The 25,881-nt window shown below is 61.7% G+C and carries 16 protein-coding genes; 11 read left to right on the top strand and 5 right to left on the bottom strand.

Annotation, left to right across the window (positions count from 1 at the left end; translation table 11 throughout):
- Nucleotides 1-26 precede the first annotated feature (26 nt).
- The 7 genes from bcsA (AC6I8P_RS18700) to AC6I8P_RS18670 all read left to right on the top strand — a co-directional run bounded on the left by bcsA (AC6I8P_RS18700) (nt 27) and on the right by AC6I8P_RS18670 (nt 10,729).
- Nucleotides 27-2,132, top strand: a complete 2,106-nt coding sequence (gene bcsA / locus AC6I8P_RS18700; protein WP_059010816.1) for a UDP-forming cellulose synthase catalytic subunit — start codon at nt 27-29, stop codon at nt 2,130-2,132.
- Nucleotides 2,129-4,648: a cellulose biosynthesis cyclic di-GMP-binding regulatory protein BcsB gene (bcsB, locus tag AC6I8P_RS18695; protein ID WP_498030869.1), complete on the top strand. Its 2,520-nt coding sequence runs from the start codon at nt 2,129-2,131 to the stop codon at nt 4,646-4,648. The genes bcsA (AC6I8P_RS18700) and bcsB (AC6I8P_RS18695) overlap by 4 nt, the downstream gene beginning before the upstream one ends.
- Nucleotides 4,649-4,659: 11 nt before the next feature.
- Nucleotides 4,660-8,463, top strand: coding sequence for a cellulose biosynthesis protein BcsC (locus AC6I8P_RS18690; RefSeq protein ID WP_498030868.1), 3,804 nt, complete (start codon nt 4,660-4,662; stop codon nt 8,461-8,463).
- On the top strand, nt 8,463-8,909 hold the full coding sequence (gene bcsD, locus AC6I8P_RS18685) for a cellulose biosynthesis protein BcsD (RefSeq protein WP_058758083.1): 447 nt from the start codon (nt 8,463-8,465) through the stop codon (nt 8,907-8,909). Before AC6I8P_RS18690 ends, bcsD begins: the two co-directional genes overlap by 1 nt.
- Nucleotides 8,910-8,918: 9 nt before the next feature.
- Nucleotides 8,919-9,923, top strand: coding sequence for a family 8 glycosyl hydrolase (locus AC6I8P_RS18680; RefSeq protein ID WP_498030867.1), 1,005 nt, complete (start codon nt 8,919-8,921; stop codon nt 9,921-9,923).
- 223 nt (nt 9,924-10,146) lie between these two features.
- Complete coding sequence (locus tag AC6I8P_RS18675) at nt 10,147-10,446, top strand: BrnT family toxin (RefSeq protein ID WP_058771045.1); 300 nt, start codon at nt 10,147-10,149, stop codon at nt 10,444-10,446.
- Nucleotides 10,427-10,729 carry a BrnA antitoxin family protein gene (locus AC6I8P_RS18670; RefSeq protein WP_058775497.1) on the top strand — a complete coding sequence of 101 codons (303 nt, stop codon included), beginning with the start codon at nt 10,427-10,429 and terminating at the stop codon, nt 10,727-10,729. The genes AC6I8P_RS18675 and AC6I8P_RS18670 overlap by 20 nt, the downstream gene beginning before the upstream one ends.
- Before the next feature lie 5 nt (nt 10,730-10,734).
- On the opposite strand, the gene bcsC is transcribed toward AC6I8P_RS18670, so the two are convergent.
- Genes bcsC through bcsR form a run of 5 tightly spaced genes read right to left on the bottom strand, consistent with a single transcriptional unit; the run spans nt 10,735 to nt 19,958 of the window.
- Nucleotides 10,735-14,115 carry a cellulose synthase complex outer membrane protein BcsC gene (gene bcsC / locus AC6I8P_RS18665; RefSeq protein WP_498030866.1) on the bottom strand — a complete coding sequence of 1,127 codons (3,381 nt, stop codon included), beginning with the start codon at nt 14,113-14,115 and terminating at the stop codon, nt 10,735-10,737.
- Nucleotides 14,108-16,405 carry a cellulose biosynthesis cyclic di-GMP-binding regulatory protein BcsB gene (gene bcsB, locus AC6I8P_RS18660; protein WP_390958313.1) on the bottom strand — a complete coding sequence of 766 codons (2,298 nt, stop codon included), beginning with the start codon at nt 16,403-16,405 and terminating at the stop codon, nt 14,108-14,110. Before bcsB (AC6I8P_RS18660) ends, bcsC begins: the two co-directional genes overlap by 8 nt.
- A 15-nt stretch (nt 16,406-16,420) precedes the next feature.
- Complete coding sequence (gene bcsA / locus AC6I8P_RS18655) at nt 16,421-19,036, bottom strand: UDP-forming cellulose synthase catalytic subunit (protein WP_104189227.1); 2,616 nt, start codon at nt 19,034-19,036, stop codon at nt 16,421-16,423.
- Nucleotides 19,033-19,764 carry a cellulose biosynthesis protein BcsQ gene (gene bcsQ, locus AC6I8P_RS18650; RefSeq protein ID WP_104189225.1) on the bottom strand — a complete coding sequence of 244 codons (732 nt, stop codon included), beginning with the start codon at nt 19,762-19,764 and terminating at the stop codon, nt 19,033-19,035. Before bcsQ ends, bcsA (AC6I8P_RS18655) begins: the two co-directional genes overlap by 4 nt.
- Nucleotides 19,764-19,958 (bottom strand): cellulose biosynthesis protein BcsR, encoded by a 195-nt coding sequence (gene bcsR, locus AC6I8P_RS18645; RefSeq protein WP_104189223.1) that lies wholly within the window; start codon nt 19,956-19,958, stop codon nt 19,764-19,766. Before bcsR ends, bcsQ begins: the two co-directional genes overlap by 1 nt.
- Before the next feature lie 199 nt (nt 19,959-20,157).
- Here bcsR and bcsE point away from each other — a divergent pair, with 199 nt between their 5' ends.
- The 4 genes from bcsE to hmsP all read left to right on the top strand — a co-directional run bounded on the left by bcsE (nt 20,158) and on the right by hmsP (nt 25,734).
- Entirely contained in the window at nt 20,158-21,702 is a 1,545-nt protein-coding gene (gene bcsE, locus AC6I8P_RS18640; RefSeq protein ID WP_498030865.1) for a cellulose biosynthesis protein BcsE, read from the top strand.
- Nucleotides 21,699-21,887, top strand: a complete 189-nt coding sequence (gene bcsF, locus AC6I8P_RS18635) for a cellulose biosynthesis protein BcsF (protein ID WP_010617915.1) — start codon at nt 21,699-21,701, stop codon at nt 21,885-21,887. The genes bcsE and bcsF overlap by 4 nt, the downstream gene beginning before the upstream one ends.
- Entirely contained in the window at nt 21,880-23,517 is a 1,638-nt protein-coding gene (bcsG, locus tag AC6I8P_RS18630; protein ID WP_498030864.1) for a cellulose biosynthesis protein BcsG, read from the top strand. Before bcsF ends, bcsG begins: the two co-directional genes overlap by 8 nt.
- Before the next feature lie 204 nt (nt 23,518-23,721).
- Nucleotides 23,722-25,734, top strand: coding sequence for a biofilm formation regulator HmsP (gene hmsP, locus AC6I8P_RS18625; RefSeq protein WP_421040104.1), 2,013 nt, complete (start codon nt 23,722-23,724; stop codon nt 25,732-25,734).
- Nucleotides 25,735-25,881: the final 147 nt, after the last annotated feature.

The raw sequence follows: 25,881 nt of genomic DNA, 5'->3' as shown, positions 1-25,881 counted from the left end.
ACAACACAGCTTCTTCAGGGTGAATCATGAGTAAACTCGGGTTTTACCTGCTGCTGCTGGTGCTTGCACCGGTCGCTGCGGTAATCGTCATCACGCCTATGGATAGCCAGAAACAGTATATTTTTGGTTTGATCAGTATTGGCATGATGTTTTTACTGGGCTTCAGTAAAAGCCGTAAAATAACCATTGTGATGGTTTTTCTTTCCGCGCTGATGTCGACCCGATATATCTGGTGGCGCACCACGGAGACGCTGCAGTTTAATTCCGAGATTGAAGCAATTCTCGGTATCGGCTTATATCTGGCCGAGCTGTACGTGTGGCTGATCTTAATTCTCGGCTTCCTGCAAACCAGCTGGCCATTAAAACGCACCATCGAACCGCTGCCGGATGATACCCGCTTGTGGCCGACGGTCGATGTCTACGTGCCGACCTATAACGAAAGCCTCGACGTGGTGCGGGATACCGTGCTGGCGGCGCAGTGTATCGACTACCCGCGCGATAAGATCAAAGTTTACCTGCTGGATGATGGCAAACGCAGCGAGTTCGCGGTATTTGCCGCCGACGTTGGCGTCGGCTATATCACCCGCGACGATAACCGCCACGCCAAAGCCGGCAACCTCAATCACGCCATGAAAATCACCAAAGGCGAGCTGATTTGCGTGTTTGACTGCGACCACGTGGCGACGCGCACGTTCCTGCAGGCTACCGTCGGTCCGTTCCTGAAAGATCCGAAGCTGGCGCTGCTGCAGACGCCGCACTACTTTTACTCGCCGGATCCGTTCGAACGTAACCTGCGCGCTGCGCGCAGCATCCCGAATGAGGGCTCGCTGTTTTACGGCCCGGTGCAGCAGGGCAACGACAACTGGAACGCCACGTTCTTCTGCGGCTCCTGTGCGGTGATCCGCCGCAGCGCGCTGGAACAGATTGGCGGCTTCGCGGTGGAAACCGTCACCGAGGATGCGCATACCGCGCTGAAAATGCAGCGTCTCGGCTGGGGCTCGGCGTTCCTGGCAATTCCGCTGGCGGCGGGACTGGCGACCGAACGTCTGGGTCTGCACGTGATTCAGCGTACCCGCTGGGCGCGCGGCATGACGCAGATTTTCCGCGTCGACAATCCGCTGCTGGGCCGTGGGCTTAAGTGGCAGCAGCGTCTGTGCTACCTCAACGCCATGCTGCACTTCCAGTTCGGCCTGCCGCGCGTGGCGTTCCTCACTGCGCCGCTGGCTTACCTGCTGTTTAACCTGAATATTATCCACTCGTCGGCGTCACTCATCTTCGCTTACGTGCTACCGCATCTGGTGATGTCGCTGTACGTCAACTCGCGCATGAACGGCAAATTCCGCTACACCTTCTGGGGTGAAATCTACGAAACCGTGATGTGCTTCCACCTGGTGATTCCGACGCTGCTGACCCTGCTGTCGCCAAAGCACGGCAAATTCAACGTGACGGATAAAGGCGGTCTGCTGGACCAGGGCTTCTTTGACTTCCACATCGTGCGGCCTCACGTCATCGTTGCCGCGCTGCTGTCGATTGGCATCGTGGCCGGCGTGGTGCGCGCCGTGGCGCATGATTACTTCGGGGTGGACCCGTATGTGATTGCGCTCAACGTCGGCTGGGCGGTGTTCAGCCTGATCATCCTGATGGCGGCGATTGCCGTGGCGCGTGAAACCAAACAGGTGCGTAAAACCATTCGTATCGAGGTGCAGATCCCGGCGGTGATTCACTATGCCAGCGGCATCTCTTCGCGCACGCAAACCAGCGATCTGTCGATGGGCGGCGCGCAGCTGGATGCGCCAGACAACCGGCATGAGCACGATGAAATCGAAGAGATCGATCTGCTGCTGAAATCGGGTGCCATCACCATTCCGGTGAGCAAGATCTCCGGTGATGAGGAGACCATTCGCCTGCGCTTTGGCGCGATGCCGCTGGCGCGCCGCCGTGAACTGGTGCGCGTGGTGCTGGCGCGGGCCGATGCGTGGATCCAGCCGGAATATAAGCAGGACAATCCGCTGGTGTCGCTCGGCACCATCATCCGTACCGTCTTTGAGCTGTTCTGGCTGAGCTGGAAAGATCGCCGTGAGGCGCGCAAGCGTGATGGCCAGACAACGGCCAAAGAGGACAGCGCAGCATGAAAACATTGACGTACACGCTGCTGGCCAGCGCGCTGACCACCACGCTGCTGCTCGCCCCTGCCTGGGCAGAGACGCCGGCGGTAACCCAGGACAGCGCCGCGCTCTCTGACGTACCGCCGCCGCAGGGGCTGGATGGCAGTGCCGATCCGCAGCTGAAGCAGGCCGCGGGCGACGCGCCGTACACGCCGGGCGATGCAGCGCCGGTGCAGGAAAATACAGCACCCGCACAGCCAGCAGAGTCAGCACAGCCGGCAGAGGCAGCACCGCCAGCAGCATCGGCGGCGCCTGACATCGTCATACCGCCGGTGGCTGCAGAGGCACCGGCTGCCGCTGAGCCCGCTGGCGCGCTGTTAAACCAGCCGGTGAGCAGCACCATTTCGGTGGCGCAGATGGGACAGCCGCGCGGCATCACCCTGACCGGCGGCCAGCTGCAGTCCGGTATTCTGTTTACCCTGCCGGGTGATGAGGTGATCACTAATGCGCGGCTCAACCTGTCGCTGCGCGTCTCTGCCGCGCTGGCGGCGCGCAACACGTCGCTGCAGCTGATGCTCAACGGCCAGCCGCTCGGCACGCTGCCGCTGGGTGCCAGCGACAGCGATGTCAGCGACTATCAGCTGGATATTCCGGCGGCGATGGTGGTTTCCAGTAATAACCTCAGCTTTAAAATCAACGATGCCGACAAGCTGCTGTGCGAAAAAGAGAGCGCGCAGCAGTATCAGGTCACCATTCTGCCGAAAACCACGCTCAGCCTAGAAGGCCAGCAGCTCAACATCGGCACCAGCCTGCGCAACTTCCCGCGTCCGTTTATTGATGTGCAGCGCATGACGCCCGCCAGCGTGACCTTTGGTTTTGCCGCTAACGTTTCGCCGGATAGCGTCAGCGCCGCCGCGCTGGTGGCTTCCTGGCTCGGCATTCAGTCGGATTACCGTGGCATCCGTTTCCCGGTGGTGCGCGGCGATCTGCCCGAGCACAACGGTATCCTGATCGGCCATCCGGGTGACAAAATCGGCAGCGTGACGCTGCCTGCGGCGAAGGGGCCGCTGCTGCAGGTGATCGATAACCCCAACAATCCGGTGTACAAACTGTTGCTGGTGGTCGGTGCAGATGATGCCCAGCTGCGCCAGGCGGCCAACCGCCTGACCACGCAGCCGCTGGCCACCGATGCCAGCAGCCTGAACGTACCGCCGCAGCCGATTGGCACGCGCAAACCGTACGACGCACCGCGCTGGATCAACACCAGCCGCCCGGTGCGTCTCAGCGAGCTGCTGCGTAAAGATCAGAGCCTGACCACCACCGGTATCTGGCACGATGCGCTGCGGGTTAACTTCCGCGCGGCGCCGGATCTGTTCCTGTGGGACGGCGACGCGATTCCGGTCAATCTGCACTACCGTTTCCCGTCGGAAAGCTGGATCGATGAAAACAATTCGTTCCTCAACGTCACGCTGAACGGTACTTTTCTGCGCAACCTGACGGTGAACAAAGTCGGGCTGCTGGAGAGCGCCTGGCACCGGCTGGGCGGGGATGCACGCCAGGAGCAGTACACGCTGAAGCTGGAGCCATACCTGATTTACGGCGACAACCAGCTGGCGCTCTACTTCAATATCAAGCCAAAGGCGGATGCGCCGTGCGGCGTGCTGCTCAACAACAACATCAAGAGTCGTATCGAAGAGGATTCGTGGATCGATCTGAGCCACACGCGCCACTTCACCATGCTGCCGAACCTGTCGTACTTCGTCGGTGCCTCGTTCCCGTTCTCGCGGCTGGCGGATTTTTCGCAGACCACGCTGCTGCTGCCGGAGGCGCCGGGTGATGCCGAGATCGCCACGTTACTGGACATGGCCGCGCGCGCCGGTAACGCCACCGGCGTGCCGCTGGTGCAGAATCAGGTGTTATTTGGCCTGCCGAACGGTGGCACCAATCTGACGCGCCTGCAGCACAGCGATGTGCTGGCGGTGAGCACCATGCAGCACAGCGCCTTCACGCAGCAGATGCTGGCCGGCACCGCTTACCAGACCAGCGGCAACACGCTGGGCGTTAAAGAGCCGACCACCGTCGATAAGCTGCGCGGCTGGCTGACCGGTGACTGGTCTCGCCAGCAGCTGGATGCCGATCGCTACTTCTCCTCGAATGAAGCGTGGCGCGGCTTTGTCAGCTATCGCTCACCGTGGAGCGCCGATCGTCTGGTGGTGATGACGGTTGCCACCAGCGATCAGCAACTGCTGCGTTTGCACGATGATTTGAATTCGGCGCGCATCAACGCCGGCATCCGCGGTGATACCGCCATCATCACCGATGAGAACGGCATCCGTAGCTTCCGCGTCGGGCCGCAGTTCCCGAGCGGTGAAATGCCGTGGTACATGATGGTGGTGTGGTATGCCAACCAGCACTCGGTACTGATGGCGCTGGCGGCGCTGCTGCTGTCGGCGCTGATCGGCAGTGCGGCCTGGGTGATGCTGAAGCGCCACGCGTGGCGCCGTCTCCACCCGCAAGACGATAGCCACTCCGGCCGGAAGTAAGGATAAAAATAATGAAAAAACAGCTGATAAGTGCCGGTATTCGTCAGGCGTTGCTGCTGGGCGGCGCGCTGACGTTCTCACAGCCGCTGCTGGCGGCGGAGAGCACCAATCCGGCGTTACAGGCACTGTTCGACCAGGCGGCCTACTGGCATCAGAAAGCGCATGACGATCTGGCGAAAGCCTCGCTGCAAAAAATCCTGATGGTGGAGCCGAACAATACCCAGGCGCTGTATCTGCTGGCGCTCTATTCACAGCAAAGCGGCAGCGCGGCCGATGCGGCACAGTGGCGCGCCCGCCTGAGTGCGGTATCGCCCAACGATCCGCATCTGACGGAGCTGGACAACGCGCGGCAGCTGCAGAGCATTCCACAGGCGCAGCTGTCGCTGGCGCGTCAGCAGGCGCGCAGCGGTAACATCGCCGCCGCGCTGCAAACCTGGCGCAATACCTTCAGCGGCAACGAGCCGCCACCGAGCGTGGCGGCAGAATATTATCTGACCATGGCCGGCGACCGCACGCTGCTGCCCCAGGCGGTGGAGGCGCTGCGGCAGTTTGCCGCCGACCATCCGCAGGATACCGGCGCTCAGCTGGCGCTGGGCAAAGCGCTGACCTATCAGGAAGCGACGCGCCGCCAGGGCATTGATGTGCTGGCCAGCATGGCGGACGGTAATAAAGAGGCCGATCGCTCGCTGCGTCAGGCGCTGCTGTGGCTGGCGCCGCAGGCGTCGGACGCCGCGCTGTACCAGACCTGGCAGCAGCGCCATCCGCAGGACAGTGCGGTGGTGGATTACTACCGCAAAAATGTCGGCGGCGCGGAGAAGGGCGCGGGCTTTAGCGCGCTGAACAGCGGCGACGTCAGCGGTGCGCAGAACAACTTTGAAAAAGTGCTGCAGGCCAACCCGCAGGACGCCGATGCGCTGGCCGGTATGGGCTACGTGGCGCAGCGCGCCGGACGCTACGCTGAAGCCGCCGATTATCTGACGCGCGCCGCCCAGCTGGGCGGCGATCAGAGCCAGCAGCGTCAGCAGCAGGCGGCCGACGCCCGTTTTTATGCGCAGCTGGCGAATGCCCAGCAGGCGCTGAAAAACGGTGACAGCGCGCAGGCGCTGGCGCTGAGTGAGCCGCTGACGCAGGCCGAGGGCGAAAAAGGCATATCGGCGAAGCTGTTCCGCGCTGATGTGCTGCGCCGCAGCAATCAGCTGCAGCAGGCGGAGCAAACCTACCGGGCCATTCTGCAGAGCGATGCCGATAACCGCAGCGCCAAAGAGGGACTGTTTTACGTGCTGCGCCAGCAAAACCGCAGCGCCGAAGCCAATACCCTGCTGGCATCATTGCCCGACAGCGTGCGCCAGAGCGTGGCACCGCGCGGTAACAGCAGCGATCCGCTGCGTGCGCAGGCAAAACGCGAGCTGGCGGCAGGCAACCGCAGTGCGGCCATCGCCACGCTGAACAGCGCCATTCAGCGCTATCCCAGCGACGGCTGGCTGCGACTCGATCTGGCGCGCATCTACCGCGCGCAGGGCGATAATTTACTGGCTGCCAACGTCATGCAGCCGACCCTGCGCAGCGGTGCCAGCACCAGCGAGCTGTATGCCGGTGCGCTCAACGCCAGCGAGAGCGGTGCCTGGCAGCAGGCCAGCCAGCTGCTGGCGCGCATTCCCAACGGCAGCAAGAACAGTGAGATGCGCGAACTGGCGCAGCGCGTGAATTTCAATCTGCAAATGGCCACCGCCGATCGCTATCTGGCACAGGGCTCTGACGCGGCGGCGGCCAATACGCTGCGCGCGCTGGCCGCCACGCCGCCCGCCAATCCGGTCGATGCCGGTAATCTGGCACAGAAACTGGCCAAAGCCGGCGATCTCACCACGGCGGTGACGGTGGTGCGCGGCAACATGCAGCGCGGCGTGCAGGGCAACGCGGGAGATTACGCCGCGCAGGTGGCGGTGCTGAATCAGGCCGGGCTGACGACCGAAGCACAGAGCTTCCTCAGCAGTCCGGAGCTGCAGGCGCGCAGTACGCCCACGCAGCTGGCCGGCATCCGCAACGGTTATCTCATCAATGAAGTCGATCGCCTGCGCGAGCAGAAGCAGTACGCCGCCGCCTATGACAAGCTGGTGGGTGCGCTGCAGCACGATCCGCAGAACCGCGATCTGATGTTTGCCATGGCGCGTCTGTATCAGTCCGGCAAGATGAACAAAGAAGCGGGCGTGGTGTATGACTACCTGATGACGCAGGATACGCCCACTCAGGATGCGCGCACCGGTGCTATTGATGTGGCGCTGGCGCAGAACGACGTCGACAAAGCGAACACCTTAACCCGCGGCCTGCGCAATGAGCAGACGCCGGATCGCCTGTTACTGCTGGCGCGCGTGGCGGAAGCCAACGGCGAGCACAGCCAGGCGATGAGCTACCTGCGCAGCGCGCGCGGCCAGCTGATTGGTCTGCAGGGCGCACAGAGCGGCAGCGTGCCGACCGTTGGCGGTCTGGCGCTGGCGGACAATCCGTTTATCAACCGCAGCACCTCGCCGGTGTCCGGTTCGCCTTCCAGCTATGGCACGGTGATGCCGTGGCAAACGGCACCGGCCACCAGCAGCAGCGCGCAGGACGTCACGCTGGCGAGCACCACGCCGGCGGTCCGGCAGAGCCAGACGCTGCGCCAGATTGACGAGATGATGGACAATCTGCAGGAGAAAACCGGCACCTGGGTACAGGGACAGATGCAGGTGCGCGGACGCGACGGCGAATCGGGGCTCAGCAAGCTGACCGAAGCCAAAGCGCCGCTGACCTTCTCGACCGTGCCGTTCGGCGAGTCGCGCTTCGACTTTACTATGACGCCGGTGTCGCTCACCGCTGGCAGTGCGGCCGGTGATGCGTGGCGTCGCTTCGGCAGCAACGCGCTGGTGCAGGGCAATGTGGTGGCATCCGGCGCGGCCAAAATAGACGACACGCCGTCTTCGTCGACCGATTCGCAAAAGGCCACCGGCGTGGAACTGAATATGGCGCTGAAGGGCGACAGCTATAAGATCGATCTCGGCAGCACGCCGCTCGGCCAGGATCTCAGTACGCTGGTGGGCGGCGTGCAGTGGTCACCGAAGCTGACCGATTTCCTGACGCTGATCCTCACCGGTGAACGCCGCGCCATGACCGACAGTCTGCTGTCGTACGTTGGCGTAGAGGACAAGACCAGCGGCAAGCGCTGGGGGCGCGTCACCAAAAACGGCGGCAACGCCATGCTGAGCTTCGATAACGGCGACGCGGGTTTCTACGTCGGCGGCGGCGCTTACAGCTATCTGGGCGAGAACGTGGCGAGCAACAACAGCGTGCAGGCCACGGCGGGCGCTTACGTGCGGCCTTACCACTACGACGACCGCGAGCTGAAGGTCGGCATGAGCCTGTCGTGGATGGATTTCTCCAAAAACCTGAGTTACTTCAGCTACGGTCAGGGCGGCTATTTCAGTCCGCAGAATTATGCCGCGGTGTCGTTCCCTGTCGACTTCAGCCGCAAGTTTGATGACCTGAAAGTCAACGTTGGCGGTTCGGTCGGCTATCAGTCCTACAGCCAGGACAAGAGCGCGTATTTCCCCAACGATCCGTCGCTGCAGTCCCAGCTGCAAAGCCTCGCCGATCAGGGCTTTGTCAAAAGCGCCTACTACAGCGGTGAGAGCAAAAACGGCATCGGCTATAACCTGCACGCCGGTGCCGATTATAAGATTAATAAAGACGTCACCATCGGCGGCCAGCTCGGCTATGACACCTTTGGCGATTACAACGAAAGCACAGCCAATCTGTACTTCCGTTATCTGTTTGGAGACAACTAATGAGTGAGCAACCGGGCGCACGCATCAGCCATCCGTATCAGCCGGGCTGGTTTGATCTGGTCAGCGTGATGATTGAGAGCATGCTGGACAACGCTGGCGCGGAGGCGGAAGCCTTCCTCAACGGCGTGGGCGAATTGCTGGCAACGCGCTATCCTTTGCCGGAGGCGCGCACCGTGCAGGATCTGGAGCGCGAAATTAATCTCCAGCTGGCGCGCTTTAACTGGGGCTTTGTTCAGCTGCAGCCGCAGCAGAACGCGATTATGCTTGAGCACCATGCCCTGCCGCAGGGCGACAGCCAGCTTGATGCAGAACGCTGGCAGCTGGCGCTGAGCGCAGTGCTGGCCGGCGTGTACGCGCAGTGGCTACGTGCGCAGGGTGGTAGCGCGGCGGTACCGCTGACGCTGGAAAAAATCGACGGCGGCACGCTGCATTATCGATACCAATAGGAAGCTGTGATGAGAGTGATGCGGTTCTGGCGTCAGTGGATGCTGTGTTTCATGGTGATATTTTTCAGTGCTCAGGCGGCCGCTGATGGCTGGAGCAGTTACAAAAGCCGCTTTATGAGCAGCGACGGCCGCATCAGCGATACGGCCAATAACAACGTCAGCCACACCGAAGGCCAGGGCTACGGCATGCTGCTGGCGGTGGCGTATAACGACCGCGCCACCTTTGATTTGCTGTGGCAGTGGACGCGTACCCATCTGCGCAATCCGCAGAATGACCTGTTCTACTGGCGCTATACGCCGGGCGCAGCCGATCCCATCGCCGATAAGAATGATGCCTCGGACGGGGATGTGCTGATCGCCTGGGCGCTGCAGCGCGCGGCACAGAAGTGGGGCGGTGATTATCAGCAGGCGTCGGATCGCATTCAGCGCGCGGTCATCAAGCTAACGGTGATCGACTACGCCGGCCGCAAGGTCATGCTGCCGGGTGCGCAGGGCTTCAATAAAACCAGCTATGTGGTGCTTAACCCTTCCTATTTCCTGTTCGCCGCATGGCAGGAGTTTGCGCAGCACAGCCATCTGCGCGTGTGGAACACGCTGATTGATGATGGCCTTGCGCTGCTGGGCGACATGCAGTTTGGCAAAACCGGCCTGCCGCTGGACTGGGTGGCGCTGAACGCCGATGGCTCCGTCGCGCCGGCGGTCGGCTATTCCAGCCGCTTCAGCTATGACGCGATCCGTATTCCGCTGAATATCTGGTGGTACGATCCGCAAAGCCTGCGGCTGGTGCCCTTCCAGCGCGTCTGGCAGGGCTACGCGCGCGACACCACGCCAGCGTGGTTTGATGTGCTGGCCAATACCCCGGCACCTTACAATATGGAAGGTGGCCTGACCGCGGTGCGCGACCTGACGCTCAACCAAACCGGCTACCTCAGCGACCGCCTGGCGCCGGAGCAAAACTATTTCTCCGCCAGCCTGCAACTGCTGACCTGGCTGGCTTATCAGGAGAAGCGATAGCCTCTCTGTGCCGGACGGAATCAACCTTCCGTCCGGCCGATCACCATCAGGCCCGCCCGCCTGGCTTCAAACCGCTGTTCCAGCGTTTCACTCGATTCCAGACCTGTCTGTATTTCATTTCATTCCTGTACTGACCGCGCAGCTATTGCGCCCGATCAACACCATCAGCGCGTACTACACGCAATTTGTCATGCTAAAATGTATAGACAAAAGTGTATGATAAATGCAAACGGAACCGGAGTTTGAGTGGGATACCACCAAGGCGGAAACAAATTTCCGCAAGCATGGTATCCGCTTTGAAGTTGCAGCCCGCGTGTTTGAGGATCCTTTCCACCTGTCGGTGCAGGATCGTTATGAAAATGGGGAATATCGCTGGCAAACCATTGGTAATGTTATGGGGCATGTGGTCATTCTGGTGGCCCATACGGTGCGCTTCGAAACAGATGTTGAGCGAATAAGGATTATCAGCGCACGCCATGCAACGCGTATTGAGAGGAGGCGCTATGAGCAAAGTCAGGTTTAAACGCAGTGAATTACCGCCGCTCACCGATAAGCAACAGGCGGAGCTGGATGCTTTGAGCCGGAAACAGGACAGCGACATCCAGTGTGATGATATTGCGCCGTTAGACGACAGTTTCTGGCAGGCTGCCGAACGGGGGCGTTTTTACCGCCCGGTAAAAACCCAGGCTTCGATCAGAATCGATGCGGATATTCTTGAGTGGTTAAAGGCGCCTGGCAAAGGTTACCAGACGCGCCTCAACGCGATCCTGCGAGCCGCGATGCTAAGAGAACTGCAGGGTAAATAGTGTGCTTATTTAAAATCCGCATACGGTTCCAGTGGCTGTGGTGGCATATCCATGTCGCCGTTCCAGCCGGCCATTGAGTAGCGCACATACAGCAGCCCGTGGCTTGGGGTGTAATCTTTCGCCTGCTGAATGTCCATGGCCAAACCCAGCGACCAGTGCGGCGTGATGCGCCGCTCTATCAACGCCTGCAAGGTATAGCCGAAACCGCGTCCGGAACTGCTGTCCGATGACGGATTGCTGGCCAGCGTAAAGCCTGGATTCACCGGGTAGCGCGCCTGAGCGTCGGTGGTTGACTGTGACCACGACACCGAGCCGCCGAGTTCATACGACCAGTTTTCCGTGCGCTGACGCCAGGTCAGCGGCACCGCCAGCGAGAAGTAGCGCTGCGGGCTGTAATAGCCGCCCTGGCCAAAGGTGTAGTCGCTCAAATCTTTCTGATAGTGCCACAGCATACTGTTCAGGCCGATGGTGGCGCGCTGGTTGTCGCTATTGATCAGCTTGTAGTAATAGCCTGCCATCAGCCGTTCGCGGCTGTTGTCCGCCACGTTTTCACCGCTGATTTGATGGGCGCTGAGATCGGCCCACACCCCGTGCGCGCCGCCCCGATCGTAGCTCAGGCCGATGCCGCCGCCGGTCGCGACGACGCCGCCCCAGTTTTTGCCGCCGTTAGTGGCCGGATCGCGCGCGCCGGCGTAAGCCAGCAGCGAACTGGAGATCGGGCGACGTGAAGCGGTAAAAGTCACCCCGAGATCGTCGATGTCAGTTTTCCAGCTTACGCCGCCGACCCAGTTAGTGACGGTAAAACCGAGCGGCGTGGTGCCGATATCGGCTGACCAGCGATCGTTGTGCCAGCCGACGCCCAGCGCGGTGCCTTCGTCCCGCTGGGTGAAATCGCGCCGGCAGCCCCCGGCGTTGGCGTCGTTACAGCTGCCGAACTGTTCACTGTGGCTGCCATCAGTGGTGGAAAACGTACCGGCAGACACCTGTACGTGATCGACGCGCACAAAGCTGCGGCCATCGGCCAGCGGGGTTTCCGCCTGCAGCATGGTGGTATGAGCGGTAAAGTCAGAGGTGCCACCGTTGCCCTTATCGCGCGAGTAGTCCTGTTCCAGCGTCACGGTGGTGTCCTGCTGGCGATACAGGTCAGCGGCGTCGCTGCGGATGCTGCGCTTCAGCCAGTCGTCCTGGGCCTGCGTGCGCGTCAGCCGGGTATAGCGGGCGTTATCGTCTGGCAGCGCAGGGGTGATGCCGCTGGCGACCATCGCCGCGCGGTAATCCTGCTGTGCCAGCGCGGGCTGGCGCTGCTGTCCCTCCAGCCGCGCGGCATCACGCAGCACCAGCGCTTTTTCCTGTGACGGCGCGACAGCGGCGGCGCGGGTTTTCAGCGCGCTGAACAGCTGCTGCGCTTTGAGGAGATCGCCGCTGTTTTGCCAGGCGAGTGCCACGCGCCGGCCGCTGTTCAGGCTCTGCTGCGCCACGCTGTCCGGCAGGCTGTGCAGCGCTGCGCGCGCTTCGGTGGTGCGCTGCAGCGCCAGCAGCGCCTCGATGCGGCCGAGCGCGGCATCGTTGTTGCTGGCGTCCTGCTGCAGCACCTGCTGATAACCGGCCAGCGCTGTTGTGGCATCGCCCCGCTCCAGCGCCCAGTCGGCCAGCGTAATGTCGCGGCGCGGCGAGGCCGGCTGCTGTTGCAGCAAGCGGATGGCGGCGGCTTCATCACCGCGGGCGCGTAGCTCCCCGGCACGCCCGAACGCCTGGTTTTGCGCCAGGCGATCCGCCAGTTCATGCATGTTGCTGTCCCAGCGGGCGGTGGGTAAACGGTGCAGCGTGGCCAGCGCGGCGGCATCGTCGTCGCCGGATGACTGCCACAGTGCCGTGGCATACAGCGCGGCTGGCTGCTGCGGCTGCTGGCGCACCATCGCGGCCATTACCGCCGCGCCTGCCTGGTTGTCACCGCTGCTGCGTAGCGCATTGGCCAGCCGCCAGGCCAGCCAGACATCATCCGGTCGCGCCTGAGCCGCCTCACGGTATTTCGCTACCGCCTGCGGCCATTGCTGCTGCTGCGCCAGCGCGTCTGCGTCGGCCAGCAGGCTCTCAATACGTAAATTGCTCAGGCGCTGCTGCGCCGTGCCGTTACTGCGGTCAAGGCGCAGCGCCTGCTGCCAGTACTGCCGGGCTAACGCGCTGTTTTTACGCGCCTGCGCCACATCACCGAGGCCGATGAGCGCCCAGCTATCATTACTGTCGATGGCCTGCGCGCTGCGGTACTGCCGCTCAGCGCCGGATAAATCCCCCTGCTTCAGCGCCGCGTCGCCGCTGTCGATGGCCAGCCAGTAACGATTGGTCTGTAACAGGGACTGCCACTTGCCGATTTGCGTGCTGGCCTGGCCCGCCTGAATCGCTTTCTGTAGCCAGCTGATGGCGGCGGCGCGGTGACCGGCACGCGCCTGCGCCTGGCCCATGGCACCGAGCAGTTCGGCGTCGTCCGGATTGGCCTTCAGCGCCGCCTGTAATGCGCCGATTGCCGCCGCGCCGCCGCCAGCCTCGACCAGCGCCAGGCCGCGCATGCGCTGGCGGAAGGCCGGATCGGCCAGCATTTTTTGCTGACGCGCCAGCTCATCCGCTCCGCGCTGTTGCGCATCGCCGCTGGTGAACACCTGCAGATACTGCTGCAGGCTGGCAACGCTGCGCTCGCTTACCGGCTGGTTCTGGATCTGCTGCAGCCACAGTTCGGACGCGGCATCGCGGCCGCCGTCGCGGTTGGCCAGCTGACGCAGCTGGGTCACCGCCTGATCCGGCTGATTATTATCAAACGCCATGCGCGCCAGCTGTAGCTCGACGCCGATATTGCCCGGATAACGCTGCTCCAGCGCCTGCAACTGACGCCAGGCGAGCGGCTGCTGGCCCGGCAGGCGCGCCACCAGTCGCCAGTACTCCAGTTCGGTGTTTACATCGGGAAAGACGCCGTGAAACAGCGCATCCCACGCTGCTTTGGCCTCCGGCAGCCGTCCGGCGGTGGCCAGCAGCCGCGCCTGCTGCAGCTGCTGACGCCCTTCGGGGCTCATCAGGCGCAAACCTGCCGCAGATTCGCGTGTGGCGGCGTCATCCGGCGCAGCCTTTTGCAGCGCATCGAACAGCTGCTGCGCTTTGGCCTGATCGCCCTGACGCAGCGCCATACGAATGCGCGCCGCCAGCACCTGCGGGTTATCCGGATCGATTTTTTCCAGCCGGTACAGCGACTGCTGCACCAAATCGTATTTGTTGGTGGATTCGCCGGTACGAATCTGCATCAGCAGCCACGCTACCGGCGCCACCTGCGGACCGGGCGCGGCCGCCACGCTGCCGGCCAGCGCACTGGCGATCAGCAGCGCAAGCGGTAACTTATTCATCGTCATCCAGCTCAGCCAGGCGACGACGGCTCACCATGCGCATCAGGCGCCAGGCCATCAGGGCGAACAGGATCACCACCAGCACGGCACACACGGCCAGCCATACCGGATGGGTGGCCAGCAGATTCCACAGCCGCTCCCACCACGGCAGATGCCCGACAAAGTAGGTATCGCCCACGCGCACGCTGTTGACGCCGGACTCCCGGACGATGCTGACGGAACCGAACATCGCCGCGCGTTTGCCGCTGTCGCGCAGCGCTGCATTCAGCAAATCCCAGCCGCGCGGGCTGTCAGCCAGCAGCGCCACCACGCTGCGCTGATCGTGGAACGGCGACTGGAAGCCAACCAGGGCACCGATCGGACCGCGCGAACTGATGCCGGTCTGGCTTTCGGCAGTGCGCTCGCTGGCTGACAGTGGCACGTTGGGCGCGCTGCCCGGGCGCGATGGCATGTTGAGGGTGCTGCGCGTGCGATCCACCAGCAGGTTGATCGCCGTGTCCGCCTGCAGATCCGGCGGAATGCTGCCGATCAACAGCAGATCGGCATCGTGGTCTTTGGCGTTGCGCCAGTCATCGCTCATCTGCACGCGCAGTGCCGGATAGCCGGTCTGGGCGCCGATCGCCCCCAGCGCGTCAAGCAGCGTACTGACTTCGCCGCTCTCCGGTTTTGCCGGCACCAGCACCAGGGTTTGCGCCAGATCGGCGAAGCGGCTGAACGGGAAGCCAGCGCTGGCAAACGCGCCGAGCGAGGGCATTTCGATGTAGTGACGATAGCCGGAGAAATCGATGCTGGAGCGATCATCGATCACCGCATGATGCGCGACGGGGGTGACGGTTTCACAGCGGCCATCGGCAGTGCCGCCGATAAAGGTATTGGCGTAGTCAAAATCAAAGCGCAGCTGGTTCACCACACCGAGACGCAGTGCCGGAATGGTCAGCTGACGGCTGTTGTCCTGCAGGCCCTGCATCAGCGGAATGCGCATCAGCTGCTGGCCCGCGCCATCTTTACTGGTCAGCGGATAATCCTGCATGAACTGGTTATTGAGATGCACCGCCAGCCGTGAGCCGTCCTGCTGCACCGGTGAGGTGTAGCGATAGATCAGGTCCATATCAATGCCGCGTGCGCGCACCAGGAACAGATCCGGCGGCAGGTTGAGCGTCAGGCTAATCGGGTTGGGTTGCAGGCCATCAGCCTGCAGCTGGTTCTGATACTGCGTCAGTTCACCAAAGGTGGTGCGGCGATCGGTGCGTACCCAGTTTGGCGCATCGTACGGCTGGCGCGGGGCCAGCAGTTTCACGCTGTCGATGGTGGCGCGCTCGCCGCGCAGCAGCAGTTCACCCTGCGCAATGCCCTCTACTGCAGTGATCAGATCGTTATCGTCGCGGCCGAGAATCAGCAGCATCTTCTGATAGGGATTGTCCGGCTGGCTGACCATTTCCACGGTGGGTTTGTCCACCGGCGGCAGCGTTTGCAGGAAGTCCGGCCGACGATCGTTGGTGGCGAATACCACCGCATGCTGTCCTTCCGGCAGCTGGTTATACAGCACCGGGAAGGACTGGCCGCGCCACTGCGCCTGGCTACCGAACCACGAGGCCAGCAGGCCTGCCGCACGCTGCTGCTGCACATCCGGCTGGCCGCTGAACACCATCGGCAGCTGCAGCGGCCGGTTGTCGCGCGCGTCAAAGAATGGCTCCGGGAAATGGGAGAGATCGTTTTTCAGCGGCAGCTTCTGCAGCGTCAGGTCCAGTTTGCTCGCTTTACCGATATCCAGCCAGATGGTGCTGTTGGCCGGATTTTCACACACGTTGGCGTAGTGGCCGACCAGTTCCAGGCGGATGCGGTTGAAGTCGCTAATGTAGCGCGGGTCGATCGCCAGCTGCGTCTGGTTTTCTTTGCCGAGCTGATCGGCGGTGACGGTGACCAGTCCCACCAGTTCATCGTTGAGATACACCTTGAGCTGCGACTGCGTCGGCAGCAGCGCCGGCGAAGGCCGGTAGTTGAGCGTCAGCAGCGCGCGCGTGACCACTTCGTCGCTGCGCACGCCGAACTCAATCTGGCTGGTGGGGACGGTGCCGCGCAGCGTCATGCTACCCGGCGGCGGTGCCACCTGGGTAAACAGCAGCTGGCTATCGCGCAGCGGAGCGCTGGTATCGAGCGGTTGGTTCACGTCGGACAGCGGCGCAGAGGTTGCCGCAGGCGGTGCAGCAGGAAGCGCCGCCGGAAGTGCCGCCTGCGCCAGAGATGCCGTGCCCAGCAGCAGGGCGGTGAACCAACTCAGTTTTCTCGTCATGGTCATATCATCAGCTTAGGTAAAATCAGTGTTGAGCGTTGCCGGTCGCGGACGGACGCTATGCGGCAACAGCGTTGCCAGCCAGTGCAGTCCGGCGGTCAGGCCACGGAACAGGCGGCGCAGCGGTGCCGGACCATACTCCGCCAGCCGCAAATAGCCTTTGAAGCCGAGCAGCATAATGTCCGCCAGGCTCTGCACCGGTTTATCCTCCGGAAAACCGTCCTGCCACAGCGCCCAGGTATCGGCGCGCGCAAAGGTGCACTGAATAAATTCGATGTGCTGGCGGGTGGAGAGCTGGTGCAGGCGGATACCCGCGCGGCGGCCAAATACGCGCTGTACCTGGCACGGGAAGCTGAACTCCTGCTGTCCGCGCCGCAGCAGCAGCGAGACGCTTTCGTTCTCGCGCAGTGCATCCGGCTCGCGCAGTTCGACGCCCACGCCGCCGTCAGAGTAGTCGCGCAGCGTGCACGGCAGCATATGACCATCGGCGCGTGCCAGCGCCGCCGGCATGGCGATCTCCACGCGGTGCGCTTCACGAATTTGACGTGCTTCCACCGACACCGCCACCGCGCCGCCGAGAATAATCATGTTGTAAACCACCCACACCAGACTGACCCAGATGGTGAGCAGCTCATTGGCCGGGCCGTGCGCCATGCGCCAGAAGCCCATGCCGATACCGGCAATGTTCAGTAGCACCAGCAGCATATAGGGTTTGGTGATCACCCAGTCGAGATGGCGCTCTTCTACCAGGCCCCCTTTGGCGGTCACATTGAATTTGCCTTTGTGCGGATTAAACAGCGCGACGGTGGTGGGGCGGGCGATGTACCAGGCGAGCACGGTTTCATACACCTCGCTCCAGAACGAGTGGCGCCAGCGCCCCTGGATGCGCGAGTTGGTCAGACTGGTATGCACCATGTGCGGCAGCACGTAGATGGCGATGGCCAGCGCGGGCGCATAGATGATGTAGGCATGGCACAGCAGAAACGCCAGCGGCGCCAGCAGAAAGATCAGCCGGGGAATACCGGCAAGAAAGTGCAGCATGGCATTGGCGTAACACAGCCGCTGTACCAGCTTCAGCCCTTTGCCAAACAGCGGATTATCGAGACGGAAGATCTGCACCATGCCGCGCGCCCAGCGGATGCGCTGACCAATATGCGCTGACAGACTTTCGGTTGCCAGCCCGGCAGCCTGAGGAATGCGGATGTAGGCCGAGGTGTATCCGCGGCGGTGCAGTCGCAGTGAGGTGTGCGCATCTTCCGTCACGGTCTCCACCGCAATACCGCCAATCTCATCCAGTGCGCTGCGGCGCAGCACTGCGCAGGAGCCGCAGAAAAAGGCGGCATCCCAGGTGTCGTTACCATCCTGCACCAGACCGTAAAACAGCGAGCCTTCATTCGGCGTCTGGCGGAAGCGGCCGAGGTTGCGCTCAAACGGATCCGGTGAGAAGAAGTGGTGCGGCGTCTGCAGCATGCCCAGCCGGTGATCTTTCAGGAACCAGCCCATGGTGAGCTGCAGGAACGAGCGCGTCGGCACGTGGTCGCAGTCAAAAATCGCCACGTATTCGCTGCGGCAGGTGGTTTTCAGCGCATGGTTGATGTTGCCGGCCTTGGCGTGTTCGTGGCTGGGGCGCACCACGTAATTGACGCCCACGCTGGCAGCAAACTCGCGGAACTCCTCGCGCGTGCCGTCATCAAGAATATAGATGTTGAGTTTATCCTGCGGCCAGTCGATGCCCAGCGCAGCATAGATGGTGGGTTTGACCACGCTGAGCGGCTCGTTGTAGGTCGGCACCAGAATATCGACGCTGGGCCAGCTGGCGATCTCCGGCGGCATGGAGACCGGCTGGCGGTTGAGCGGCCACAGCGTCTGGAAATAGCCCAGCACCAGTACCGTCCACGCGTAGGTTTCCGCGCCAATCAGCAGCAGGCCAAACGTCAGGCTGAGCGGATCGTCCCAGTTAAGGGTTTCCGTATAGCGCCACCACAGATAGCGGCAGGAGATGGTGAGCGACAGCACAATCAGCATGATGGTCACCAGCCGGCCCGGCATACGGCGCACCAGCATGGCCAGCGCCCACAGCAGCAGCACAAACACAAACTGCGTGGTGATATCAAACGGCTGCGAGATGCACAGCAGCGCCAGCAGGCTGGCGGCGATCGCCACTACGATGAACAGCAGCTGACGCACGCGCCGTGGCAGGCGCTGCAGCCAGCGTTCGCTGCGCTGCGGCACGCCGCTGTGCTCCAGCCGCGCCGGCAGGTGCGCCAGCCATTGATACAGCTGCTGGCGCCAGCGGAACAGCGAGCCAAAGGCGTTAAAACGTTTACGCTCGCTGCGCGCGCTGCCGTCCAGCGGCAGCATAATAAGCAGCCACAGGCTCTGGAGTGCATAGCGCACAATATCGAGCGGACGCGGGCGCAGCGGAGAGATATGCGGGAAGTAGCGCTGACGCTGCTGCAGCACGCGCCGCCACGCCGGCGTTTCCAGCCGCAGCAGCGACCAGGCGAGCACGCACCACAGCAGATGCAGCGCGACCGTTAACCGCCCGGCGCCGTGCTGACGCGCCAGGTGCGCGCGCTGCTGCAATGCCTGCGAGGCCTGCGGCACCAGCAGCCAGCGCAGCGCATTCATGCGCCACCTCCGGCGACATGCAGCAGCAGCCAGTTGGCCAGCGTATTGATCTCTTCGCTGGCCAGCGCATGCGGACGCCAGGCGCCCACCGGCTGTTTCATCATCAGCGCTTCCGCCAGCGCTTCATCGCGATGAATCACCTGTGGAATCAGGTTCTTAAGCGAGCGCAGCCACAGCTGATGCAGATCCTGCTGCAGCTGGCTGTTGGCGTTGAACTGGTTAATCAGAAACAGCGTCTGCGGCGAAAAGTGCGCGCGGTGCAGGCGCAGCTGGCAGTTGGCATCCAGCGTTAACAGCTGAAGCAGCCGATCGGCGGCCGGGATGAACGCCAGCTGCCACGGCAGCAGATCCGCCGGAAGGTCGAAAATAATCCACTGATAGCGCTGTTTCAGGGCCGGCAAAGCCTTAAGCAGCGGTTGTGCAATTTCCGCTGTCGCTGCGTTTAAGGATAAGGTCTGCTGATGCGTGAGCGTGCCAGACGGCAGAAAATCCAGCCCCGGCTGATAGCGCAGCGCGCTGTGCTGCCACGGCTGGTTATCCAGCTGCGCACGCAGCCAGCCGTGCGGCGTGTCGAGCGGCAGATTAAAGTGGGCCGCCAGTTGATTGGCTGGCGAAAGGTCGATAAGCAGCACCGACTGCTGCAGCGCGTTTAGCGCCCAGCCCAGCGCGGCACTGAGTGCCGTCGCGCCACACCCGCCGCGCAGCCCCTGTAAGGCGAGAACCGGCATTAGCGTGGTGACTCCGGTCCCTGCGTGCATTCCTGCAACAACGGCCAGCGCGACAGCAACTGTTGCAGACGCGCTTCACGGGCAATATCAATATAGCGAAACGCCTTCAGTGAAAAGGCGTCACTCAGGGCGTTAATATCATCCTGATCTTCGCTGCCGACAGCGGTCAGTGAAAAAGCATTTTCAGTTTTCATTACTTTTTTGCCACCAAAGAAACGACAACGGATAAAGAGGGGTGATATTTTTCTTGTCGCGTATAAAACCGCAGCCAGCGATTTCTGGCCCGGCAAAGTTCAAACAGTCTGGCGCGTGCGCAGCTTTTTTTATTTCAGCAGTTCCAATCGTTGCCGTCTATATTAAACTAGCCTGGATTGTACAGATCGCGACGCTAATATGAAAAATCTTTATACGCTTGGCCTGCAGCAGGTACAACAGGAATTAATCGCCCTGCAGTCGCCGGGATTTTACTGGATAACCTGCCAGCGGCCCGAAGACGCACGAACGCTGTTACGTCAGGTGGTTAGCCAGCAAAAGGCGGCCACGCTGGTGAGCGCGGATGAACCCCCGCAGGCGCTGTTAACGCCCGATCCGCCCGGCGGTCCGGCGCGTATTCCCTTATTTTCGCTGCCTGCCAATAAAGCCAGCCTGCAACATCTGGCCAGCGATATGGCGCGCGTAATGAATAAACGTAGCGGTCTGGTCATGTTTTATAGTCAGGCGGCGCTGTGGAGCAAATTATCCCCGGATGAACTGACCGTGTGGATAAAAGGCTTGCGCCGGGTTCTGTTAAAAAAACAAATGACGCTGCTAATGATCACCTGCGGAACCGCAATTATTCCCCTGCGAAATCATCTGCAGCGTTATTTTCGTCAGCTTGATGGTGTCGCCCATTTAGAATTTCAGCAGGATAGCTGGCAATATCGAATTAACTGGTGGTACTCCGCCGATAAATTGCTGGCCGACCGCGCTATCCGCCTGAACTGTATTGATAATCAGTTTATTGCGCAGGCTGAAGCTGCCGCGTCACAGCCGCTGAGCCTCAATGATGAAAACCAGTTTCTGGCCCAGCAGGATGTGCTGGAAGGGGCGCCGCCGCTTTCCGCACAGTGGCAACTGTTCAGCGATAACGAGAGCGTGTATGCGCGCGGGCAGCAGGCCAACGCCGCCACGGTCATCTTTAGCCTGGCCCATAATCAGGATGTGCCGACTCTGGCGAGCATGGTCCATGGTTTGCGGCGATCGCGCGGCAACGCGCTGAAAATCGTGGTGCGGGAACTTGGCACCAGCCTGCGCTACAGCGATGAACGTTTGCTGCTGGCGTGTGGCGTTAACAGCATTGTCCCGACGGCGGCGCCGCTGTCGCGCTTGCTGACCGCGCTGGAAGGCGTGCAGGGCCAGCAGTTTACCCGCCACGTGCCGGCCGATCTGCCGGCGCTGGTACAGGCGCTACAGCCGCTGCAGCAGAAAGGCTATTTGCCGCTGGAGCGTTTCTGTGCGGCGGTACAGCAGTTGATGAACAATACGCTGCTGCCGGAAAACGACAAAGGGCTGATGGTGGCGCTGCGCCCGGTGCCGCAGCTGTCGCCGCCGCAGGTGCTGACGCTGTGTAAACCGCGTCGTTTTGGCGACCTGGTGACGCTGGTTGACGATCGGCTCTATTTATTCCTCTCTTCCTGCCGCTTTAACGATCTGGACATTGCCCTGAAATCGATATTTTCCCTGCCGCACGACGAGCTGTTCAGCAACCGCATGGTGTGGTTTGCCGACAATCAGATTTTGTCGGAGGTGAATAAAGTGCGGCAGCTGACGCCGGTGGCGCAGTTCGAACCGCTAACAGTACCGGCCGCTGCGCAACCTGCCGCGCCGGCAGCGGCCGCGCCGCGCGGCCCTCAGACGCCGCAGCCGATCATCATCGACCTCGGGGAACCGCACGTATGACGCTGATGGATGGTGTGCAGGTGGCGATCCTGCTGTTACTGATTTTGCTGTTCCTGAAATCGCTGTGGCGACGCTGGCTGCCGCAGCGCAGCACCAGCCTGCTGATGCGCCTGTTACCTGCCCGCGCCCTCAAATCGGAAGGGCAGTGGCAACGCCAATCGACCAAAACGGATAAACATGGATAACACACCTTCGACGCTGCACGCGGCGCGCTGGCGCGGCCTCGGCGGCTGGAACTTTTACTTTCTGATCAAATTTGGTCTGTTGTGGTACGGCTATCTCAACTTCCATGCGCTGAGTAATCTGGTGTTTCTGGCGTGGCTGCTGTTTCCGCTGCCATCAGCGCGGCTGCATCGTCTGCGCCAGTGGGTTTCGCTGCCGATTGGCTTCGCGCTGTTCTGGCACGATACCTGGCTGCCGGGTCTGAACTCGCTGCTCAGCCAGGGCAGCCAGGTGGCGGGATTCTCGCCGGCCTATCTGCTGGATTTGCTGCAGCGCTTTATTAACTGGGAGATGATCGGCGCGGCCTTTGTGCTGCTGGTGATTTACCTGTTCGTGGCGCAGTGGATTCGCGTGACCGTGCTGGTGTCACTGGCGCTGATCTGGCTGAACGTGCTGACGCTCGCCGGGCCGGCGGTCAGCCTGCTGCCCAGCAAAGCCGCCGCACCGCCGGTAGCGCTGAATGACAAACCGGCGGCGAGCCCGGCTCCGACGGGACTCGATCAGAGCGCGCCGCCCACCAGTGCCAACCTCACCGCGTGGCTGAATCGCTTTTACGACAGCGAGCGTCAGCGCGTTACGCACTTCCCGGATGCGTTGCCCGCCGATTCGCAGCCGTTTGATATTCTGGTGATCAACATCTGCTCGCTGGCGTGGTCGGACATCGATGTGGCGCAGCTGCGCGATCATCCGCTGTGGAAGCACTTCGATATCGTGCTGAACAACTATAACTCCGCCACCGGCTACAGCGGTCCGGCCGGTATCCGCCTGCTGCGCGCCAGCTGCGGCCAGACCTCACACAGTAACCTGTATAAAGCCACCGATCAGCGCTGCTATCTGTTTGATAATCTGGCGAAGCTTGGCTTTAAGCAGCAGCTGATGATGGACCATACCGGCGTGTTCGGTAACTACCTGAAAGAGCTGCGCGAGGATGGCAACATGCAGGCGCCGCTGATGTCGCAGGCCGGAATTGCGCCGGAACTGACCTCGTTTGATGGTTCGCCGGTGTACAACGACGGGCAGCTGATGCAGCGCTGGCTTGATGAGCGCAGCAAAAGCAGCGATGCGCGCAGCGCCACCTTCTACAACCTGATTCCGCTGCACGACGGTACGCGCGAGCTGGGCAGCACCCGCACCGCCGAGTGGCAGCCGCGTGCGCGGGTGCTGTTCGACCAGCTCGATACCTTCCTGACCAATCTGGAGAAGTCGGGACGCCGGGTGATGGTGCTGGTGGTACCGGAACACGGTGCGGCGCTGCAGGGGGATAAAATGCAGATGTCCGGACTGCGCGATATTCCCAGTCCGGGGATCACCCACGTGCCGGTTGGCATCAAATTCGTCGGCATGAAAGCCCCGCATCAGGGACAGCCGCTGACCATTGATACGCCGCTCAGCCTGCTGGCCATCTCGGAACTGGTGTCGCGGGTGGTGGACGGTCAGGTCTTCAACGCACCGAACGTCAATATGTCGGTGCTGACGGATAACCTGCCGCAGACGCCGGTTGTCTCTGAAAATGATAACGCCGTCGTGATGATGTATCAGGGCAAACCGTGGATTCGCCTTAACGGCGGCGACTGGGTGGCCTATCCGCAGTAAACCCGGCGCGGCAAACGGTGCGATCTCGCGCGCGCCGTTTTGTCTCTGCGCCAGTAACGACTGACAAAACGCGGTAACCGCGCGCAAAGCGGGGCAGTTGCGTGATTTTCGCCTTTATCCCGGCGCAAAAAAATGCTGACCTGGGATATACTTGCTGCGCATTCCGGCAACTGTCACGGCTCATTGCAGCCAGGAGAGGTTTTGTTGCGCGTCAGTCGTTCGTTAACGATAAAGCAGATGGCCACCGTATCCGCCGTAGCGCTGGTCACCATCTCAATTTTTATCGTCATCCAGTTATTCCATTTTGTGCAGCAGCGCAGGGTGGACTACGCCCAGCAGATGGAGAACGTCGCGCATACCGTGCGTCAGCCGCTGTCCGAAGCGGTGCTCAAAGCCGATATCCCGCAGGCCGAACGCATTCTGAATACCCTTAAGCCGGCGGGCATTCTGTCGCGCGCCGATGTGGTGCTGCCGAACGCCTTCCAGGCGCTGCACGCCGACTTCGCGCCGGAGAAGCCGGTGCCGCGCTTTGTCGCCCGGCTGTTCGAACTGCCGGTGCAGATTACGCTGCCGCTCTATTCGGTCGAGCGCAGCGGGCTGCCGAAGCCGATTGCCTATCTGGTGCTGCAGGCTGATTCGTCGCGCGTTTATCAGTTCCTGCTCAGCACGCTGTCCACCATGATCACCACCTATCTGCTGCTGGCGCTGATTCTGTCCGTGGCGATCAGCTGGTGTATCAACCGGCTGATCGTGCATCCGCTGCGTAATATTTCGCGTGAGCTGCAGGAGCTGCCGCCGCCCGCCATTCTCACTCATAAGCTGGCGCTGCCGCACAATCATCGCGACGATGAGATCGGCATGCTGATTCGCAGCTACAACCGCAATCAGCAGGTGCTGGAGTCGATTCACGATGAGATGAGCCGGCTGACCACCCATTTCGCGGTGACCGATTTGCCCAACCGCGCGCTGTTTCTGGCGCTGCTTGATCAGCACATCCGCCATCGCCACAGCCAGCAGCCGTGGGGGCTGATGGTGATCCGCATCGAAACCCTGCAGGAAGCCAATGGCGTCCTGAGCGATGAGCAGCGCGATACGCTGATGCTGACGCTGGTGGAAAAAATCCGCAGCACCATTGATGACCATACGCTGCTGGCACAGACCGGACCGAGCGACTTTGCGCTACTGATGAAGCGTGCGCACAACCCGTTTCGCGCCATGCGGCTGGCGCGCAATCTGATGCTACGCATCAACCAGCCGGTGAACCTGTATCAGCTGCAGCTGCGCCCCAACGCCAGCATTGGTCTGGCGCTGCATGACGACAACACCGTGTCCGCAGGCGAACAGCTGGCGCGCGCCACGTCGGCGATGATGTCGGCGCGCCATCAGGGTAAAAACCAGATTCTGTTCTTTGACCCGGCGCTGACCGAGCGGGCGCAGAAGCGCTTAACCCAGGAGCACGACATCCTGCAGGGTCTGCAGGATGGCCAGTTTGCGCTCTATCTGCAGCCGCAAATCAATATGGCCACCGGCGAGCTGGCCGGCGCAGAAGCGCTGCTGCGCATGCGAATGCCGGACGGCAGCTACGGGTTATCCGAAGAGTTCATCGCCAGCGCCGAAGAGATTGGCGTCATCTCCGCGCTCGGCCGCTGGGTATTTGAAGAGGCGTGCCGCATTATCGCTGGCTGGCAGCGCCACGGCATCAATCTGCCGCTCAGCGTGAATATCTCCGCAGTACAGCTGCGCGATGCCAGCGTGGTGAGCCATCTGCAGGGGCTGCTGGAGCGCCACCGCATTGCGCCGGGTAACTTCGTGCTGGAGATCACCGAAACCGCGCAGATTGGCGATGCTGAACAGGCGATGGCGCTGCTGCGCTCGCTGCAGCAAACCGGGGTGGCGGTCGCGCTGGATGATTTCGGCATGGGCTACTCCAACCTCAACTACCTGCATCAGTTCAAAGCGCTGCCGGTCAATAAGCTGAAAATGGATCGCAGTTTTGTCGCCGCGCTGCCGGATGATGACACCATGGTGCGCATCGTGGCGGCAATTGCCGATATCATTCACCTCGACGTGATTGCCGAAGGCGTCGAAACCGCCGAGCAGCGCGACTGGCTGCTGGCGCGCGGAATTACCATCGGGCAGGGCTACTTATATGCTGAAGCCCTGCCGTTATCGGTGTTTAACCAGCGCTGGCTGGCCAGCTCGTCACCATCTGAATAATCACCTTATTTATTGATTTTCCTTGCAGAATTGCACCGTTATGGGAAGCTGAAGCGTTTCAGTTCATAGTTAGAGTTTTGTAACTTTTGTAAGGAATGTAAGGGTATACTAATCCTGTTAACAGAGTGTTATTTTCCTCGCCATCGG

The sequence above is a fragment of the gamma proteobacterium symbiont of Lampromicra miyakona genome (genome assembly GCF_059730895.1).
The sequence above is the reverse complement of the archived record's forward strand: the minus strand, read 5'-3'. Positions and strand labels throughout refer to the sequence as shown.

Excerpts from the sequence above, each read along its gene's own strand:
- bcsA (WP_059010816.1), top strand. The coding sequence starts at position 27 with ATGAGTAAACTCGGGTTTTACCTGCTGCTGCTGGTGCTTGCACCGGTC.
- bcsB (WP_498030869.1), top strand. The coding sequence starts at position 2,129 with ATGAAAACATTGACGTACACGCTGCTGGCCAGCGCGCTGACCACCACG.
- AC6I8P_RS18690 (WP_498030868.1), top strand. The coding sequence starts at position 4,660 with ATGAAAAAACAGCTGATAAGTGCCGGTATTCGTCAGGCGTTGCTGCTG.
- bcsD (WP_058758083.1), top strand. The coding sequence starts at position 8,463 with ATGAGTGAGCAACCGGGCGCACGCATCAGCCATCCGTATCAGCCGGGC.
- AC6I8P_RS18680 (WP_498030867.1), top strand. The coding sequence starts at position 8,919 with ATGAGAGTGATGCGGTTCTGGCGTCAGTGGATGCTGTGTTTCATGGTG.
- AC6I8P_RS18675 (WP_058771045.1), top strand. The coding sequence starts at position 10,147 with ATGCAAACGGAACCGGAGTTTGAGTGGGATACCACCAAGGCGGAAACA.
- AC6I8P_RS18670 (WP_058775497.1), top strand. The coding sequence starts at position 10,427 with ATGAGCAAAGTCAGGTTTAAACGCAGTGAATTACCGCCGCTCACCGAT.
- bcsC (WP_498030866.1), bottom strand. The coding sequence starts at position 14,115 with ATGAATAAGTTACCGCTTGCGCTGCTGATCGCCAGTGCGCTGGCCGGC.
- bcsB (WP_390958313.1), bottom strand. The coding sequence starts at position 16,405 with ATGACGAGAAAACTGAGTTGGTTCACCGCCCTGCTGCTGGGCACGGCA.
- bcsA (WP_104189227.1), bottom strand. The coding sequence starts at position 19,036 with ATGAATGCGCTGCGCTGGCTGCTGGTGCCGCAGGCCTCGCAGGCATTG.
- bcsQ (WP_104189225.1), bottom strand. The coding sequence starts at position 19,764 with ATGCCGGTTCTCGCCTTACAGGGGCTGCGCGGCGGGTGTGGCGCGACG.
- bcsR (WP_104189223.1), bottom strand. The coding sequence starts at position 19,958 with ATGAAAACTGAAAATGCTTTTTCACTGACCGCTGTCGGCAGCGAAGAT.
- bcsE (WP_498030865.1), top strand. The coding sequence starts at position 20,158 with ATGAAAAATCTTTATACGCTTGGCCTGCAGCAGGTACAACAGGAATTA.
- bcsF (WP_010617915.1), top strand. The coding sequence starts at position 21,699 with ATGACGCTGATGGATGGTGTGCAGGTGGCGATCCTGCTGTTACTGATT.
- bcsG (WP_498030864.1), top strand. The coding sequence starts at position 21,880 with ATGGATAACACACCTTCGACGCTGCACGCGGCGCGCTGGCGCGGCCTC.